The organism is Epibacterium sp. MM17-32, assembly GCF_022348205.1.
Taxonomy (GTDB): domain Bacteria; phylum Pseudomonadota; class Alphaproteobacteria; order Rhodobacterales; family Rhodobacteraceae; genus Epibacterium.
Genome location: NZ_JAKRFC010000004.1, coordinates 318505 through 336435, shown reverse-complemented (window position 1 = coordinate 336435; position 17931 = coordinate 318505). Strand labels below are relative to the sequence as shown.

The window sequence follows — 17931 nt, the reverse complement described above, 5'->3', positions numbered from 1 at the left end:
ATGGGTGCAGCCGTACAACAGAAGGACGCAGGCGGCGGGCGGCGACGTGGTCGGCGGCGGTCGCGGTCGCGGCCGATGGCGGAAATCAACGTGACGCCCTTTGTCGACGTGATGCTGGTGCTGCTGATCATCTTCATGGTGGCAGCGCCGCTGATGACGGTCGGCGTCCCGGTCGAATTGCCGAAAACCGCTGCCGGCGCCTTGCCCGGCGAGGACGAAGAACCCCTGACCGTGACCATGACCGCTGCGGGCGAGATCCAGATCCAGACCACGCCGGTCGCGCGTGATGATCTGGTCGCGCGCCTGCGTGCGATCGCGGCGGAACGCACCTCGGACCGTGTCTATCTGCGCGCGGATGGCACCATTGCTTACAGCGATGTGATGCAGGTGATGGGGGCGCTCAATGCCGGGGGCTTTGCCAATGTGGGCCTGGTGACCGACACCGGCGGACCAGCACTCGACGGGCGGCCTGCCGCACCGGACGAGTGATACGGGTGATGATGTGCAGACCGGCACGAAGATCTCTGTAGCAGGCCATGGGATCCTGATCACATGGGCGCTTGTGGGCGGGTGGTTCCACTCCGACCCGCTGCCGTTCCAGAGTCAGGACGTCTCCATTATCTCCGCCGACGAATTTGCGCGGCTGAGCGAGCAGCAGGCCGCGCCGGAGGTGGCCGAGGACCCGGTTGCGCCGGTCACGCCCAGTGTGGCCGAGACCGCACCCGCGATCCCCGAGCGGCCGCAGCCCGAGCCGGAACCGCCCACCGCACAGCCCGAGCCGATCGAGGCGCCCGCAGTCGAAGCGGAGCCGGAACCGCCCGCGCCGGAGCCGACACCGGAGGTGCCGACAGTGGTGCCGGACGCGCCGGATGTGCCCGACATCGTGACCGATCTGCCGCAGACCGCAGAGCCGGAGACCGCGCAGCCGACGGATCGGGTCGCGCCGGAGCCGGTGCAACCACCGGAACCGGACACCCAGGTCGATGATGTGGCCCGGGAAGAGGTCGCACCCGATGCGGGCGCCGAGGCCAATCAGCCGGTGCAGGAGGCCACCGCCCCGGAGGCCGCCAGTGATCGCATCGTGACCGAGGCGGAGGCGGATGATGCCGAACCGACCGCGCCGCTGGCCAGTGTCCGACCGCGTCTGCGTCCCGAACGTCCGACCGCCGCACCGGAGCCGGAGCAGGTCGAGACTGCAACAGCGCCGGAAAATTCCGACCCGGTGGCGGAACCAAACCCCGAGGTCGAGAGTTCCGCCGTGGATGATGCGCTTGCAGAGGCGCTGGCCGGGACGGGCGAGGTCGAGGCGCCGGAACCCTCCGGCCCACCGATGACGCGGGGGGAAAAGGATGCACTGCGGGTTGCGGTATCGCGCTGCTGGAACGTCGGCTCGCTGTCCAGCGAGGCGCTGCGCACCACCGTTGTGGTCAGCGTGGAGCTGTCGCGCGACGGGGTGCCCGACATTGGGTCGATCCGAATGCGGTCCAGTTCCGGCGGCTCCGACAGTTCGGCCAGACAGGCCTATGAGGCCGCGCGCCGCGCAATCATCCGCTGTGGATCAAAAGGATTTGATCTCCCGGCTGACAAATACGCGCAGTGGCGTGATATTGAGATGACATTCAATCCCGAAGGAATGCGGATCAGATGAGAAACGCGATAGCGATACTACTCCTTGGCCTTGCGATGCTGCTGCCCGTGGGGGCGGCGCAGGCACAGGACGGGCCGCTCAGGATCGAGATTACCGACGGCGTGATCGAACCGCTGCCCTTTGCGGTGCCGGATTTCATCGCCGACACGCCTGCAGCCTCGCAGTATGCGGCAGATATCGCGCGGGTGATTGCCGCCGATCTGACCGGCTCCGGCCTGTTTCGCGAGATCCCCAAGGTCGCCTATATCTCGCCCTACAGCGATTTTGACGCGGCAGTGAACTTTACCGACTGGAAGGCGATCAATGCGCAGGCCTTGATCACCGGCGCCGTCAGCATCTCTGGTGATCGCCTGACCGTTCGGTTTCGCGCCTATGATGTGTTTGCGGGGCAGGAACTGGGGTCCGGTCTGCAACTCTCCGGTACCACCGACGGGTGGCGCCGCATCGCCCACAAGGTGGCGGATACGATCTATTCGCGCCTGACGGGCGAGGGGGGCTACTTCGACAGCCGCGTGGTGTTCGTCTCTGAAACCGGGCCGAAGAATGACCGCAAGAAACGGCTGGCGATCATGGATTACGACGGCGCCAACGTGCAGTATCTGACCAACTCCGAGTCGATCGTGCTGGCGCCACGATTCTCGCCCACCGGGGACAGGGTGCTCTACACCAGCTACGAGAGCGGTTTCCCACAGATCCACGTGCTTGATGTGGGGCGGGTGCAGCGCCGGGTGCTGTCGGCAGGCAGCGGCACCATGAGCTTTGCACCTCGATTTGCGCCCAACGGTCAGACCGTTGTCTATTCGCAGTCTGAAGGTGGCAACACCGACCTCTATTCCATGGACATCAACTCCGGCCGCACCCAGCGCCTGACCAGTGCCCCGTCGATCGAGACTGCGCCGTCGTTCTCGCCGGATGGCAGCCAGGTCGTGTTCGAAAGCGACCGGTCCGGGGCCTCGCAGCTCTATGTGATGCCGGCCAGCGGCGGCGAGGCGAAGCGGATCAGCTTTGGCCAGGGGCGCTACGGCACACCTGTCTGGTCGCCGCGCGGGGATTACATCGCCTTCACCAAACAGAACGCGGGGCGGTTTCACATTGGCGTGATGCGCACCGATGGCAGCGAGGAACGCCTGCTGACCGCGTCCTTCCTTGATGAGGGACCGACCTGGTCACCCAACGGGCGCGTGATCATGTTCACCCGCGAAACGCAGGGGGCAAGCGGGCAGGCGCGGCTCTATTCAGTGGATATTTCCGGGCGCAACCTGAAACCGGTCAAGACGCCGGACGGCGCCTCCGACCCGTCCTGGTCACCGTTGCAGGATTGATGAACCGTCTGGCCACGCCGTGGTGCAAGCCCGTGGCGTGGCCAGACAGACTATGCTAACACTTCGACAAGAAATGTCCGATGACATGAGGCGATTTCAAATGAGCAGTATCGACAAAGCAATTCTTCTGGTGGCCGGTCTGGCCCTCGCGGCCTGTTCCGACGCACGTTGGGATGACACCACTGCCGGCGCAGGTGGCACGGGGCTGGGTGCGGATGGCAGCACCGCGGACCCCTCCAGCCCGGCCTACTTCCGCGAGGCGATCGGGGACCGTGTCCTGTTCGAGGTCGATCAGTCCAGCATCTCTGTTTCGGCGCGTTCGGTGCTGGACGGGCAGGCGCGTTGGCTCAATGCCAACCCGGACTATGTCGTGACCATCGAAGGCCATGCGGACGAGCAGGGCACCCGCGAGTACAACCTGGCGCTGGGCGCCCGTCGGGCCAATTCGGCGCGTGAATATCTGATCTCGCAAGGGGTCGCCTCCAGCCGTATTCAAACCGTGTCCTACGGCAAGGAACGTCCGATCGAGATCTGTTCTGCCGAGAGCTGCTATGCCCAGAACCGCCGCGCGGTGACCGTGCTGGCCGGCGGCGCGGTGAGCTGACCCCGATGCGTGGTTTGCGACAGATCCTCCTTTCAACGGCACTGGTTGCGGCCAGCGCCATGCCCTCTTTCGCGCAGGACCGCGAGCAGACCCTTGCGGACATCCGTCAGGAGCTGACGGTCCTGCACGTGGAAGTGCAGCGCCTGAACCGGGAGTTGTCCACAACCGGTGCCCCGTCGGCCTCGCTGGCGGGCACTTCGGTGCTGGATCGGGTAACGGCGATCGAGGCGGAACTGCAACGGCTGACCGCGCAGACGGAGCAGCTGCAGTATCGCATTCAGCGTATCGTCGAGGATGGCACCAATCGGATCGGGGATCTGGAGTTCCGTCTCGTGGAACTTGAGGGGGGCGACCTGTCGCAACTCGGTGAAACCACGACCCTGGGCGGCTCCGTCGAGGGCGAGGGCGCTCCCGGACTGGGCGAAACGGCGGTGATTGCACCGGGCACGGCCGAGACCGCCGAACCGGGGACAGGTGAGCTCGCCGTGGGCGAGGAAGCGGACTATCAGGCCGCGATGACCGACCTCGAGGCAGAGAACTACCAGATGGCTGCCGACAAGCTGGCGACCTTCAAGGAGGCCTATCCGGGCAGCCCGTTGACGGCAAAGGTGGATTTCGGGCGCGGCAAGGCGCTTGACGGTCTGGGCGATACCCGCGAGGCGGCACGCGCCTATCTGGCGGCCTTCACCGGTGACACCTCGGGCGCCATCGCTCCCGAAGCCCTCTATGAGCTGGGCGCGGCCTTGGGCCGGCTCGGGCAGGTGGACCAGGCCTGCATCACCCTTGCGGAGGTATCTGTCCGCTTCCCCAACGATCCGGCTGTGACCGCGGCGGAAGAGGAACGATCCAAACTGGCGTGCTCTTGACGCCCACCGAAGACGCTCTGTTGGCCGAGGTGCGGGCTGGCTTGGGGGCGGTGCCCGGATCTCTGGGCGTGGCGGTGTCGGGCGGCAGCGATTCCCTTGCACTCCTCTACCTGTTGGCAATCATCGCTCGTGAGGAAGGGACCCAGCTGCATGTGGTGACCGTGGATCACGGGCTGCGCGCCGAATCACGGGCCGAGGCGGAGCAGGTGGCGGCCCATGCCAAGGCGCTGGGCCTCTCTCACGACATTCTCAGCTGGCAGCCTGATGATACGCGCCGCGGCAACCTGCAGGGTGAGGCTCGCGATGCTCGATACAGGTTGCTGACGGATTGGGCCCAATCCCGCGGCATCCCGGCGGTGGCGGTAGGTCATACAGCCGACGATCAGGCGGAAACCGTGTTGATGCGCCTGCGCCGCGCCTCCGGGGTCACGGGGCTCTCTGCGATGCCGCGACGACATTCCCGTGACGGGACCGCGATCCTGCGGCCCATGCTGGGGCTGCGCCGTGACGATTTGCGGGCCTACCTCAAGGCGCGGGGGCTGGACTGGATCGACGATCCCTCCAATCAGGACCTGCGATTCGAACGGGTGCGCGTGCGTGATGCGATGAAAGCGCTGGAGCCGCTCGGATTGACGGTGGAGGCGCTTGCCGCTGTGGCCGACAACATGCGCATGGCGGATGCGGCGCTGGATCATCAGGTGGCAGAGGCCGCACAGGCGCTGGGGCAGGTCCGCTTGGGCGCGGTAGTGCTTGATCGGTCAGGGTTTAATGCCCTGGCGGAGGAGATCGCCCGCCGCCTGCTGGTGGGCGCGGTTTCTTATGTGACCGGGCTGGGCTACCCGCCGCGACGCGTGCCCCTGATGGACGCGCTGCGCGCGCTGGGCCGGGGCAGGGGGGCGACGTTGCAGGGCTGTCAGATCCTGGTGAAAACCGATCATATCTGGATCTGCCGCGAGTATCAGGCGGTGCGCGATCTGTGCCAGCCCTGGACCGGGACGGAGGCCCCGGCAGAGGCGGCGGCTCTCTGTTGGGATGAGACCTGGCGTATTTCAGGACCTGTGCCTGATACGGGAGCCGGTTTCGAGGTCCGCGCTCTGGGGGCGGACGGCTTGGCGCAGCTGGAGGATTGGCGCGGGCACGGGGCCCCGCGTGAGGTGCTGATGACCTTGCCAGCGGTCTGGCGTGGCGATGTGCTGGTGGCCGTTCCGCCGCTCCAGTCGAGCGAAACCTGGTCGGCTGCGGCAATCCGACGACCCGAGACATGGGCGCAGCCTGCTTTATCGCATTGAACCTGACCAAATCATCCTTATTTTAGGTACAACTGATGGTCGTCGCGTGCTAGGGCCGTGGCGTCCTTGGAATTCTTGGGAGAGCCATTTTGGGCAACGCACGCAATATCGCCTTCTGGGTAGTTCTGTTCCTGCTCGTCGTGACCCTGTTCAACCTGTTCAGCGGATCCGGCAGCACACTTCAGAGCCGCGAGAAGACTTATTCGGAATTCGTGACCTCCGTTGAAGGCGGAAATGTCAGCACCGTGACGCTGGATGGCGAACAGGTGCGCTACACGACCTCCGACGGCCAGAGCTACACGACGATCAAGCCGGGAGACGCCGAGGTCACCCAGATGCTGATCGACAACAACATCCCCGTGCGCGCGGAAAAGCAGCAGCAGTCGACGTTCCAGTCCTTCCTGCTGACGCTTCTGCCGTTCCTGCTGCTGATCGGTGTCTGGATCTATTTCATGAACCGCATGCAGGGCGGCGGCAAAGGCGGTGCCATGGGCTTTGGCAAGTCTAAGGCCAAGATGCTGACCGAAAAGCACGGTCGCGTCACCTTTGACGACGTCGCGGGCATCGACGAGGCCAAGGAAGAGCTGGAAGAGATCGTGGAATTCCTGCGCAATCCGCAGAAATTCTCTCGTCTCGGCGGCAAGATCCCCAAAGGCGCGCTGCTGGTGGGCCCTCCGGGGACGGGTAAGACGCTGCTGGCGCGCGCGATCGCGGGTGAGGCCGGTGTGCCGTTCTTCACCATCTCCGGGTCCGACTTTGTCGAAATGTTCGTGGGTGTTGGTGCAAGCCGCGTGCGCGACATGTTCGAGCAGGCCAAGAAGAACGCGCCCTGTATCGTCTTTATCGACGAGATCGACGCCGTGGGCCGCCATCGTGGTGCCGGTTATGGCGGCGGCAATGACGAGCGCGAACAGACCCTCAACCAGCTGCTGGTTGAAATGGACGGGTTTGAGGCCAACGAGGGCGTGATCATTCTGGCAGCGACCAACCGCAAGGATGTGCTCGATCCGGCCTTGCTGCGTCCTGGTCGTTTTGACCGCAACGTGACCGTCGGCAACCCCGACATCAAAGGCCGTGAGAAGATCCTCGGCGTACACGCTCGCAAGACACCGCTGGGCGCTGACGTGGATCTGCGCATCATTGCCCGTGGTACCCCCGGTTTCTCCGGTGCGGATCTGGCGAATCTGGTCAATGAGGCCGCGCTGATGGCCGCGCGCGTCGGTCGCCGCTTTGTCACCATGGAAGACTTCGAGAACGCCAAGGACAAGGTGATGATGGGCGCGGAGCGCCGCTCGATGGTGCTCACGGCCGACCAGAAGGAAAAGACCGCCTATCACGAGGCGGGGCATGCCGTGGTCGGGCTGATGCTGCCCGAGTGCGATCCGGTCTATAAGGCGACCATCATTCCCCGTGGCGGTGCGCTTGGCATGGTGGTGAGCCTGCCGGAGATGGACCGTCTGAACTGGCACAAGGACGAGTGTGAGCAGAAGCTGGCGATGACCATGGCGGGCAAGGCTGCCGAGATCATCAAATACGGCGAAGGCCACGTCTCCAACGGCCCTGCAGGCGACATCCAGCAGGCCAGCCAGTTGGCCCGTGCGATGGTGCTGCGCTGGGGCATGTCCGACAAGGTCGGCAATATCGACTACGCCGAAGCGCATGAGGGCTACTCTGGCAACACTGCCGGGTTCTCCGTCTCTGCCAATACCAAGGAGCTGATCGAGGAAGAGGTGCGCCGCTTCATCGAGGAGGCCTATCAGCGCGCCTACAAGATCCTGGAAGAGCACAAGGAAGGGTGGGAGCGTCTGGCGCAGGGTCTTCTGGAATATGAAACCCTCACCGGTGAAGAGATCAAGCGCGTGATGAACGGCGAACCGCCGCAGGCAGATGATGACGCCGACGACGACGCGGATACCGGGGCCACCTCCGTGACCGCGATCCCGAAGGCAAAGCCCAAGAAATCCCCGCCGGAAGGCGATATGGAGCCGGAGCCTTCGACCTAGCGCAACGGCCCGCCGCCGGGCTGCGACCCGGAGGGTCTGGACATTTCTGAAAGAGCCGCGATCCTTCGCGGCTCTTTTTTTGTTTTCCAGGACAGGAGACCATCCGTTACGTAAATAGCGTCACAAAATCGTTACAAGGTGCTTGACCCCCGCGCTCCGCACCCAAATATCAGGGGTCCTTTGCAAGCGACCGGAGCTATTGTGCGCATCCCTTTTACAGATCATTCTGCCCGACCAGCGACGCAAGAGCGGTCCACATCAAATCCATTTCTTCCCGCGCCGGTTGTATTTGCGGTGCTGGTGACTGTCTGTGCCTGCGTCGCCATCTGGGCGTCCGCAACCTATTACAGCCCGTTCAGCGCAGGCCTGCACGAGGATGGTCCGGTCGAAAAGGTGTCCGCAGCCCTCTGGGGCTTGTGTGCCGTCATGGTGATCTATTTCTCGCGCTCGCGGGTCCTGGGACCCCAGTGGCAAGTCTGGGCGTTGTTTCTAGTGCTGAGCAGTCGGGAACTCGATTTTGACAAGCGGTTCCTGAGCGAGGGCATCCTGCAACTGCGGCTCTATTCCGGGGACGCTCCGATCTGGGAAAAAGCAGTGGGCCTGATGGTTGTGCTCCTGGTGCTGACGATACTGTTGCGATTGCTTCGACTGAATGCGCCCGGGTTCGTGTCGGGGCTGCGCCACTTTCGCCCCTGGGCCTGGTGCGGGGCCTGTGCTGTCGGATTTGTCATCGTCGCCAAGAGCATCGACGGGATCGGGCGCAAGCTTGGGGAAATTGGGCTGACCCTCGATCCGGCGGTCATCGAAACGGCAATGATCTACGAAGAATTGCTGGAGCTGCTCGCGGCAGCCCTGATCGCGTGGTCGATTTGTCTTCTGGAAACGCAACTGCGGCGGGCACGCGTGGGCTGACCCCCTTGTGGCGGCGCGGCGCTTGGCTAGACTTGCGCCAGATTTTCAGAGCAGAAAGACATCACCATGCCCGTTTTACGCGAAACCGAATTCAGCGCAGAGGTCACCTGGATGGGGATTGTCCCGGCAGATGGCGGCATTCAGGCCGATATGCGCGATGATCTGGAATTCGGATTTCACGGCCTCACCGGCGAACGGCACGCGGGCGCGCAGCGCCCGTCCTGCGTGCGGGTGAAAAATCTCTATGCGCCGGGAACCGAGATCCGGAACACCCGCCAGGTGACCATTCTCTCGGAAGAAGAGCTGACGCAGATTGCCGCGGACATGGGTCTTGGCCAGCTCGATCCGCGCTATCTCGGTGCGACATTGGTTGTCCGGGGCATTCCGGATTTCACCCATGTGCCCCCCAGCTCGCGTTTGCAGGGGCCGGATGGCGTCACCCTGACCACAGATATCGAGAACCGCCCCTGTGTGCTTCCCGGTCGCGAGATCGAAAAGGACCATGCCGGCTTTGGTCCCAAGTTCAAGGCGGCAGCCCGGGGCCGGCGGGGAATCACCGCGTGGGTGGAGCGTCCGGGGCGGCTCAAGCTGGGAGACACTCTGCGGCTGTTCGTGCCGGATCAACGGGCCTGGAGCGCTGGTTCCTGATCCCACGGGGAAGAATATGTCCCACGGCCTCGGGTCCGGGGCGGTTCGAAACCGATCAAAGACGCTCTGAAGCGCAATTATGTCGGAAACCAATGGCGCGGTTTTTTTGTGAAGGGCTAAGCGTAGGGCAGTCGCCGGTCCCAGTGGCCGGCCCCTGCCAACTCGACACTTAGGAACCAGGCCATGAGCTACAAGAGTGACATTGAAATCGCCCGCGCGGCGAACAAGCTCCCGATCCAGGAGATCGGCGCCAAACTGGGCATGAAAAACGAAGACCTTCTGCCCTATGGCCACGACAAGGCCAAGGTGAGCCAGGAGTTCATCGACTCCGTGCAGGGCAAGGAAGACGGCAAGCTGGTCCTGGTGACCGCGATCAACCCGACTCCGGCGGGTGAAGGCAAGACCACCACCACCGTCGGCCTGGGTGACGGCCTGAACCGCATCGGCAAGAACGCGATGATCTGCATCCGCGAAGCGTCCCTCGGCCCGAACTTCGGCATGAAGGGCGGCGCAGCTGGTGGCGGCAACGCGCAGGTCGTTCCGATGGAGGAAATGAACCTCCACTTCACCGGCGACTTCCACGCGATCACCTCCGCTCACTCGCTGCTGTCGGCCATGATCGACAACCACATCTACTGGGGCAACGAGCAGGAAATCGACATCCGCCGCGTTGCATGGCGGCGTGTGGTCGACATGAACGACCGCGCCCTGCGCCAGATCACCGCCTCCCTCGGTGGCGTGTCCAACGGCTTCCCGCGTGAAACCGGGTTTGACATCACCGTGGCCTCCGAGGTCATGGCGATCCTTTGCCTCGCAAACGACCTGAAGGATCTGGAAAAGCGTCTCGGCGACATCATCGTCGCCTACCGCCGCGACAAGACCCCGGTCTACTGCCGTGACATCAAGGCCGAAGGCGCAATGACCGTTCTCCTGAAGGACGCGATGCAGCCGAACCTGGTGCAGACCCTGGAAAACAACCCGGCGTTTGTGCACGGCGGCCCGTTCGCCAACATCGCGCACGGCTGTAACTCCGTCATCGCCACCAAAACCGCACTGAAAGTGGCGGACTACGTGGTGACCGAAGCCGGTTTCGGCGCTGACCTCGGCGCAGAGAAGTTCATGAACATCAAGTGCCGCAAGGCCGGTATCGCCCCCTCCGCGGTGGTGATCGTGGCCACCGTGCGCGCGATGAAGATGAACGGCGGCGTTGCCAAGGCGGATCTCGGTGCCGAGAACGTCGAAGCGGTTCAGAACGGCTGCGCCAACCTCGGCCGTCACATCGAGAACGTGAAATCCTTCGGTGTGCCGGCGGTTGTCGCGATCAACCACTTCGTCACCGACACCGATGCGGAAATCGACGCGGTGAAGGAATATGTAGCCTCCCACGGTGTCGAGGCGGTTCTGTCCCGCCATTGGGAACTGGGCTCCGAAGGCTCCGCGCCGCTGGCCGAAAAGGTCGTGGAACTGGTCGAAGGCGGCTCCGCCAACTTCGGTCCGCTCTATCCGGACGAAATGCCGCTCTTCGAGAAGATCGAAACCATCGCCAAGCGCATCTACCGCGCCGACGAGGTTCTGGCCGATGCGAAGATCCGCAACCAGCTGAAAGAGTGGGAAGACGCGGGCTATGGCCATCTGCCGGTCTGCATGGCTAAGACCCAGTATTCCTTCTCGACCGATCCGAACCTGCGCGGTGCGCCCACCGGTCACTCGGTGCCGGTGCGTGAGGTACGTCTTTCGGCAGGTGCTGGCTTCATCGTGGTTGTCTGCGGTGAGATCATGACCATGCCGGGTCTGCCACGCACCCCGGCGGCGGAAAGCATCCGCCTGAACGAAGAAGGTCTGATCGAAGGCTTGTTCTAAGGCTCGAAATGGGCAATCTGCGGCCCGGGGCATATGCCTCGGGCCGTAGGAGTTTTGAAAGAGAGATGACCCACCGCAAACCGCCGCAAGACTGTGCCGACATGTCCGAACTGCGTCAGGCGATCGATGCCATCGACGTGGAACTGGTGAAGCTGCTTCGGGATCGTGCCGACTATATTGATCGCGCTGTGACACTGAAGCAGGCCAATGGATGGCCGGCACGCATCCAGTCCCGGGTGGAGGAGGTTGTCGCCAACGCGTGCCGGGTGGCCGAGGCCGAGGGTCTTGATCCGCGTCTGGTAGAGCGCATCTGGCGCGATATGGTGGATTGGTCGATTTCGCGCGAGGCGCGGGACATCCCGGAGACTTGAGCAGCGCCCGAACGAAGGGTCTGCACCGTGACAAGGAACAAAACGATGGCAGCAGAAATCATTGACGGTAAGGCCTTTGCGGCCAAGGTCCGCGGTCAGGTGGCAGAGCATGTCTCCCGCCTGAAGGAAGAGCACGACATCACCCCTGGGCTCGCCGTGGTGCTGGTGGGCGAAGATCCTGCGTCGCAGGTCTATGTGCGCTCCAAGGGCAAGCAGACCGTCGAGGTCGGCATGAACTCCTTCGAGCACAAACTCGATGCGGAGACCTCCGAGGCGGATCTGCTGGCGCTGATCGACCAGCTCAACACCGATCCGGCGGTGCACGGCATTCTGGTTCAGCTGCCGCTGCCGAAACATCTGGACGAGGATCTGGTTATCAACTCCATCGCGCCGGAAAAGGATGTCGACGGGTTTCACATCTCTAACGTGGGTCTGCTGGGCACGGGACAGAAATCCATGGTGCCCTGCACCCCGCTTGGCTGTCTGATGATGCTGCGGGACCATCACGGGTCTCTGTCCGGCCTGGATGCGGTTGTGGTCGGACGTTCCAACATCGTGGGCAAGCCGATGGCGCAGCTTTTGCTGGGTGACAGCTGCACCGTGACCATCGCCCATTCGCGCACCAAGGATCTGCCGGACGTGGTGCGCCGCGCCGATATCGTCGTGGCCGCCGTGGGCCGCCCCGAAATGGTGCCCGGGGACTGGATCAAGGAAGGCGCCACCGTCATCGACGTGGGTATCAACCGGATCGACGCACCGGAGAAGGGCGAAGGCAAGACCCGTCTGGTCGGGGATGTGCATTATGAGAGCGCAGCGGCACGCGCCGGCGCGATCACGCCGGTGCCCGGTGGCGTGGGGCCGATGACCATTGCCTGCCTGCTGGCAAACACCGTCACCGCCTGCTGCCGGGCCAATAACCTGGCCGAGCCCGAAGGGCTGACCGCCTGAAGCGACGCAAATGCGTCGCGGCCTCCGGCGGAGGTATTTGTAAAAAGATGAAGGACCGGCGTGCCCCATCAGGCGCGCCGTTCTTGCGTTATCGGGGCATCGGACAGGGCAGGGCGCGCGCGCCGGTCAGAATGGCCAGAGCCTGCTTCTCCATCAGCGCGGTGAGTGCCGGGTCGGTGCTGCGCAGCCCGCCGGTATAGGTGCCGAAGGCTGGCAGGATCATTCGGTTGCGATCCATGAGGAAGGCCGGGCGTGATTGCCCGCGCAGGCTGGCCTTGGGGTGGTAGTGGCCACTGATTTCACCGACGCCCTGCGGGGTTGCGATATGTCGAAAGATCAATGACCCGAGGCTGAATTGCGCCACGGCCTCGCCGCCCAGCGGCGGCGGCGTGGGGTCGTGGTTTCCCTCCACCCATATCCAGTGTCGCCCCTGCATCAGCGCCGACAGGCGGGCCTTGTCCTGGGGGCCAAGGCTGTTGGCCGCGCGATCATCGTCAAAGCTATCGCCGAGACAGATCACCCGTTTGGGTGACAGTTCCGCAATCAGCCCCTCCAGCCGGTGCAGCGTATCGCGTGTCTCATAGGGGGGCAGCGACACCCCCGTCCGGCGTGCGACCCGCTCGGATTTGCCAAGATGCAGGTCGGAGGCGATCAATGTCGTTTCTTGCGGCCACCAGAGCGCACGTGCACCCAGCGCACAAAGTGCGGCGCCATGAAACGAAAAGGCATAGCCGGTAGATGATGTCGTGTTCATGCGCGCAGGGAATGGCGTTATTGGGCCAGATCCGCAAGCCCGGACGCGCGCATCAGGGTTTCCGCCTCCTGAGCCATCAACCGTTCGACACCGGCGCCCTTGATCGGGATCTTTCCCACCTCCAGCAACAGCGGCGCTGCAAGAGGAGAGATCCGATGCAGGCGCAGCAGATCGATCCGGTCGCCCACGCGATCCATCATGTCCTCGATTCGTCCAAAATCCACCAGCCCGCGCAACGCCTCCTCGCGGGTGATGTCGAGCAGCAGATGGTCGGGATCGTATTTGCGCAGGGTGTCATAGAGGATGTCGGAGGAAAACGTCGCCTGCCGGCCGGACTTGCGTTGCCCCGGCAGGTTGCGCTCGATCAGCCCGGCGATGGTGGCAGCGCTGCGAAAGGCGCGTTTCATGACGGCGTTCTCGGCCAACCAGCCCTCCAGTCCCTCGCGCAGGGCGGTGCGATCCAGGAGCGCGTCGGCATCCTGCACCGGTTCCAGCCCCCAGATCAGCGTGGCATAGTCAGAGGCGACAAAGCCAAGCGGATCAAGGCCAAGCTCTTCCATCCGCTTTGTCAGCAGCAGACCCAGAGTTTGCTGCGCGTTGCGTCCTGCGAACCCGTAGGCACAGATATATTCGCGCCCGTCATGGGGGAAACTCTCCACCAGCAGGCGCCCTGCGCGCGGCATCTGCGAGACCTCGCGATGGAGCGTCAGCCATTCGGCGGTGTGGTCAGGTAGATCCGGCCAGTGATCCTGGTTCAGAATGCGCAGAATGCGCTCGGACAGCTGCGTGGAGGTTGCAAATTTGGTGCCGTTGAAGGTGGCGACCTTGGGTTTTCTGGCGGCATTGCGGGTGACCTCGACAGTCATGTCCCGCAGCCCCTCATAGCGCACGATCTGGCCGGCGATCAGGAAGGTATCGCCGGGGGTGAGGGTGGCGGCAAATCCCTCTTCGATTTCGCCGAGTGGTTTGCCGCCCCTGCTGCGGCGCAGGCGGACTTTCAGCGTGTCGGTGTCCTGAATGGTGCCGAGGTTCATCCGGATGCGCGCCGCCGCGCGCGGATCGCGCAACTGCCAGCGCCCGTCCGGGTGCTGCACCAGCCGCTGCCATTGGTCGTAGGCGCGCAGGGCATAGCCGCCGGTGGCGCAGAAATCGAGGCAGGCATCGAATTCGGGACGGGTGAGCCCTGCATAGGCCCCGGCGCTGGTGATCTCGGCATACAGATCATCGGCGGCAAACGCTCCGGCGCAGGCGGCGATCAGGATGTGCTGGCACAGAACATCCCGCGGGCCCGGGGGCAGGGGATCACCATCGAGATCGCCCGCGCGGGCAGCTTCGAGCGCGGCGCGGCATTCGACCACCTCAAAGCGGTTCGCGGGCACCAACAGCGCCTTGGAGGGCGCGTTGTAGCGGTGGTTGGCGCGCCCGATCCGCTGCACCAGACGCTTGACGTTCTTCGGGGCGCCAATCTGGATCACCAGGTCCACATCCCCCCAGTCGATCCCGAGATCGAGCGAGCCGGTACAGACCACCGCACGCAGTTCACCGCGCACCATGGCGCCCTCGACCCGTTCGCGCTGCACCCGGTCGAGCGAACCGTGGTGAATGCCGATGGGCAGCCCCTCGTCGTTGGCAAGCCACAGGTTGTGAAAGAAGATTTCCGCCTGCGCACGGGTGTTGTGAAAGATCAGCGTCGTGCGGTGTGCGCGGATCTGTTCGAGCACGGCGGGAATGGAATAGGCCGCACCGCCGCCAGCCCAGGGTGGCGCCTCAGCCACGTCCAGCATGCGAATGTTCGGGGCTGGCCCCGGGTCCGCCATGTAGATCGGGCAGGGATCGGGATGGCGTGCCAACCGGTTTGCAATCGCGGCCGGGTCATCCACCGTCGCCGACAGCCCGACGCGGCGCAGATCGGGGCGGAGCGCCTGCAGACGGCTCAGCGCCAGCATCAGCTGATCGCCGCGTTTGCTTTCGGCCAACGCATGTACCTCGTCCACAATCACCCTCTGTAGTCCTTTGAAGGTGCGCGCGGCATCCTCATATGACACCATCAGGGCAAGACTTTCCGGCGTGGTCAGCAGGATATGCGGTGGGTCGGCCCGCTGGCGGCGCTTGCGCGTGGAGGAGGTGTCGCCGGTGCGGTCCTCGATCCGAATAGGCAAGCCCATCTCGGCGACCGGGCCGGTGAGGTTGCGCTTGATGTCGGTGGCCAGCGCCTTCAGTGGCGAGACATAGAGCGTATGCAGGCCGTCATGCCTGCCATCGGCCAGTTCGCACAAGGTCGGCAGAAACCCGGCCATGGTCTTGCCGCCGCCGGTGGGAGCGATCAGCAGCGTCGCGGGATCATCCTTGCGGCGCAGCATGTCCTGCTGATGCGGATGTACACTCCAGCCACGACTCGAAAACCAGGACATAATCTGGGGGGGTAGCGTTTCCATGTTCCCCATTTAGTCCGGATCGGTGCCGCGACCAAAGGTTATTTGGACCATGGGAATATGCTGCGACAGCGAAGGCCCAGGCAGGAACCTGACAGGGGGTAAATGGCAGTAACGGCGTCTCCCATGCAGCCTGCCCCCCGGGCAGACTGCGGCACCGTGCCGTGGCACGGTGCCGGGCCCAACGGGAGCGGATCAGTACTGATCCGGCGACGGGCGGGAGCCCCCCCTTCGCGGCGTCGGTGCAGCGGGTCGGACTGGTGGTTTTGGGGTTATTTGACGATCTCTTCGTCCTTGACGAACATATTGGCCCAGGCACGATCAATCAGCTCTGGCGACATCTGGTAGGGGATGCCCTCAAACTCGCAGATCGAGATCATCTGGTCGATCAGGAACACCGGCTGATAGTTGGCATAGACATTGTTGATCGTGGGGTATTTGTTCTTCAGCAGATGGACCAGCGCCGCTTCGTCGAGGGGAACACCCTTTTTGCGGGCCACCAGGGCAAAGATCTTGAGGAAGTTCTCCTGATCCGGCCCGTCGATCTTGATCTTGAAGAAGATCCGCCGCAAGGCCGCCTGGTCGAAGATCTCGTTGGGGTGAAAGTTGGTGGAGAAGATCACCAGCGTGTCAAAGGGGACCTCGAATTTCTCGCCGGACTGCAGGGCGAGGATATCCTTGCTCTCTTCCAGTGGCACAATCCAGCGGTTGACCAGCGCCTGGGGACTCTCTGCCTGGCGCCCGAGGTCGTCGACGATAAATATGCCGCCGGTGGATTTCAGCTGCAACGGCGCCTGGTAGGTGCGCGCGGTCGGGTTGTAGACGAGGTCCAGCATCGACAGGGACAGCTCACCACCGGTGACGACGGTCGGGCGTTCGCAGCAGACATAACGCTCGTCGAACCGCCGCCGCTTGCGCAGCGCATTGGGATCGTCTTCTTCCGGTGCAACGGCGTTATGGACGATCGGGTCGTAGACGGTGATGACCTGACCGGCATATTCGATCGCGCGGGGTACAAACACGCGATCCCCAAGCGCATCGCGAATCCCGTTCGAGATCGACGATTTGCCGTTCCCCGGCGGGCCATACATTAGGATCGAGCGCCCGGCACTGACAGCAGGACCAAGGTGGTCCAGCAGCGTGTCCGGCAGGATCAGGTGCCCCATGGCGGCAGTGAGCTGCTGCCGTGTCACCATGATATTGCGGATCGACTGACGCTTGACCTGTTCGCGGTAGGTCTCCAGCGGTACCGGCATCGCACCGAAATATTCCGACTGCGCCAGGGCATCCAGCGCCCGGGACTTGCCCGCGTCGGTCAGCTGATAGCCCATTTCGTTGCCGGAGTTCGCATTGAGCGTCCCGGTGGCCTCCAGCAGCTTCTGTTCGCGGGCGATGTCGATTAGCTCCTGCGTCACCGATGTGGGCAGGCAGATCGCCTCCGACAGTTCGGTGACCGTATCGAGGGTCTTGCGGAACATGGTCTTCAGCAGGATGTCCCGCATCATCACCAGCGGCAGCCGCATTTCGGCCAGGCCCTTGGGGGCGGGGGGCGCCATGACGGTCAGGTTCTGCATGTTCATCTTGCGGCGGTTCCTCTGTTGCAATGACGGTCCCATCCTGGCCCGTGGGGCATGCGTTCCCCGGGCCGCGGCGATTGCAAAACAGAATATTCAACACTGTGGCAAGACCACGGCATCGCTGCATCATTTCCACGAAGAGCGAGGCCGATTGTGCGCAAGATCCGGCGTGTTTGGGAGCTCCGCGGGTGTCGCCCTGTCAGCCGGTGTAAAAGGCCGCCAGGCAAAGATAGATCGCAAGCGTCGCGCCCAGGCACAGGCCCATGGGAAACTTGCTGCCCGCATCCCAGCTCTTCCAGCTCGGTGCAAAGCGGCGCAGGGGGGTATGGCGGGCAATCCGATGGGCGAGAAAACCGCTCAGGAGGGTGAAGGCAAAGATCACCGCAACATCTGGGAGATCTGCCAGCGCGACATAGGGTGCCGCCGCGCCGGCGAATTTTGCATCACCGGCGCCCACCAGACCTGCAGCATAGATCAGGAACCCGATGGCCAGCCCGACCGGCAGGTGCAGCAACTGCCAGCCGTATTCTGTCCAGCTTGGCATCACCAGCATGCCCAACAGGACATAGAGCGCGGCCAGAGAGTCCACCGTCCAGTTGGGAATGCGCATTTCGCGCAGGTCGGTCAGCGCAACGATAAAGCACAGCGGCGCTACGAAAGGCAGAAACCACAGGGCAGCCTGGGCCGGGAATTGCAT

General features: G+C 63.8%; 16 protein-coding genes. 12 read left to right on the top strand and 4 right to left on the bottom strand.

Going from position 1 to position 17931, the window contains the following annotated elements:
- From tolR to folD, 12 genes are all read left to right on the top strand, one after another.
- Complete coding sequence (gene tolR / locus MHM88_RS09520) at nucleotides 1-489, top strand: protein TolR (RefSeq protein ID WP_239363581.1); 489 nt, start codon at nucleotides 1-3, stop codon at nucleotides 487-489.
- Nucleotides 490-502: 13 nt separating this feature from the next.
- Nucleotides 503-1648, top strand: a complete 1146-nt coding sequence (locus tag MHM88_RS09515) for an energy transducer TonB (RefSeq protein ID WP_239363580.1) — start codon at nucleotides 503-505, stop codon at nucleotides 1646-1648.
- Nucleotides 1645-2970: a Tol-Pal system beta propeller repeat protein TolB gene (gene tolB / locus MHM88_RS09510; RefSeq protein ID WP_239363579.1), complete on the top strand. Its 1326-nt coding sequence runs from the start codon at nucleotides 1645-1647 to the stop codon at nucleotides 2968-2970. Before MHM88_RS09515 ends, tolB begins: the two co-directional genes overlap by 4 nt.
- Before the next feature lie 100 nt (nucleotides 2971-3070).
- Entirely contained in the window at nucleotides 3071-3574 is a 504-nt protein-coding gene (pal, locus tag MHM88_RS09505; protein ID WP_239363577.1) for a peptidoglycan-associated lipoprotein Pal, read from the top strand.
- A gap of 5 nt (nucleotides 3575-3579) precedes the next feature.
- Nucleotides 3580-4440, top strand: a complete 861-nt coding sequence (locus tag MHM88_RS09500; protein ID WP_239324861.1) for a tetratricopeptide repeat protein — start codon at nucleotides 3580-3582, stop codon at nucleotides 4438-4440.
- Entirely contained in the window at nucleotides 4431-5729 is a 1299-nt protein-coding gene (gene tilS, locus MHM88_RS09495) for a tRNA lysidine(34) synthetase TilS (protein ID WP_239363574.1), read from the top strand. Before MHM88_RS09500 ends, tilS begins: the two co-directional genes overlap by 10 nt.
- 89 nt (nucleotides 5730-5818) lie before the next feature.
- Nucleotides 5819-7732 carry an ATP-dependent zinc metalloprotease FtsH gene (gene ftsH / locus MHM88_RS09490; RefSeq protein WP_239324855.1) on the top strand — a complete coding sequence of 638 codons (1914 nt, stop codon included), beginning with the start codon at nucleotides 5819-5821 and terminating at the stop codon, nucleotides 7730-7732.
- Between the two features lie 294 nt (nucleotides 7733-8026).
- A complete protein-coding gene (locus MHM88_RS09485) occupies nucleotides 8027-8644 on the top strand; it encodes a hypothetical protein (RefSeq protein ID WP_239363569.1) in 618 nt (205 codons plus the stop codon).
- A 66-nt stretch (nucleotides 8645-8710) separates the two neighbouring features.
- Nucleotides 8711-9292 (top strand): sulfurase, encoded by a 582-nt coding sequence (locus MHM88_RS09480; protein ID WP_239363568.1) that lies wholly within the window; start codon nucleotides 8711-8713, stop codon nucleotides 9290-9292.
- A gap of 183 nt (nucleotides 9293-9475) precedes the next feature.
- Nucleotides 9476-11152 (top strand): formate--tetrahydrofolate ligase, encoded by a 1677-nt coding sequence (locus MHM88_RS09475; protein ID WP_239363567.1) that lies wholly within the window; start codon nucleotides 9476-9478, stop codon nucleotides 11150-11152.
- A 65-nt stretch (nucleotides 11153-11217) separates the two neighbouring features.
- Nucleotides 11218-11523 carry a chorismate mutase gene (locus MHM88_RS09470; protein ID WP_239324842.1) on the top strand — a complete coding sequence of 102 codons (306 nt, stop codon included), beginning with the start codon at nucleotides 11218-11220 and terminating at the stop codon, nucleotides 11521-11523.
- A 45-nt stretch (nucleotides 11524-11568) separates the two neighbouring features.
- Entirely contained in the window at nucleotides 11569-12471 is a 903-nt protein-coding gene (gene folD, locus MHM88_RS09465; RefSeq protein WP_239324840.1) for a bifunctional methylenetetrahydrofolate dehydrogenase/methenyltetrahydrofolate cyclohydrolase FolD, read from the top strand.
- Nucleotides 12472-12559: 88 nt separating this feature from the next.
- On the opposite strand, the gene pdeM is transcribed toward folD, so the two are convergent.
- From pdeM to MHM88_RS09445, 4 genes are all read right to left on the bottom strand, one after another.
- Nucleotides 12560-13225 carry a ligase-associated DNA damage response endonuclease PdeM gene (gene pdeM, locus MHM88_RS09460; RefSeq protein WP_239363565.1) on the bottom strand — a complete coding sequence of 222 codons (666 nt, stop codon included), beginning with the start codon at nucleotides 13223-13225 and terminating at the stop codon, nucleotides 12560-12562.
- A 17-nt stretch (nucleotides 13226-13242) separates the two neighbouring features.
- Nucleotides 13243-15660 carry a ligase-associated DNA damage response DEXH box helicase gene (locus MHM88_RS09455; protein WP_239363561.1) on the bottom strand — a complete coding sequence of 806 codons (2418 nt, stop codon included), beginning with the start codon at nucleotides 15658-15660 and terminating at the stop codon, nucleotides 13243-13245.
- 269 nt (nucleotides 15661-15929) lie between these two features.
- Nucleotides 15930-17237 carry an ATPase gene (locus tag MHM88_RS09450; protein ID WP_239363558.1) on the bottom strand — a complete coding sequence of 436 codons (1308 nt, stop codon included), beginning with the start codon at nucleotides 17235-17237 and terminating at the stop codon, nucleotides 15930-15932.
- Nucleotides 17238-17433: 196 nt separating this feature from the next.
- Nucleotides 17434-17931, bottom strand: coding sequence for a prepilin peptidase (locus tag MHM88_RS09445; RefSeq protein WP_239363556.1), 498 nt, complete (start codon nucleotides 17929-17931; stop codon nucleotides 17434-17436).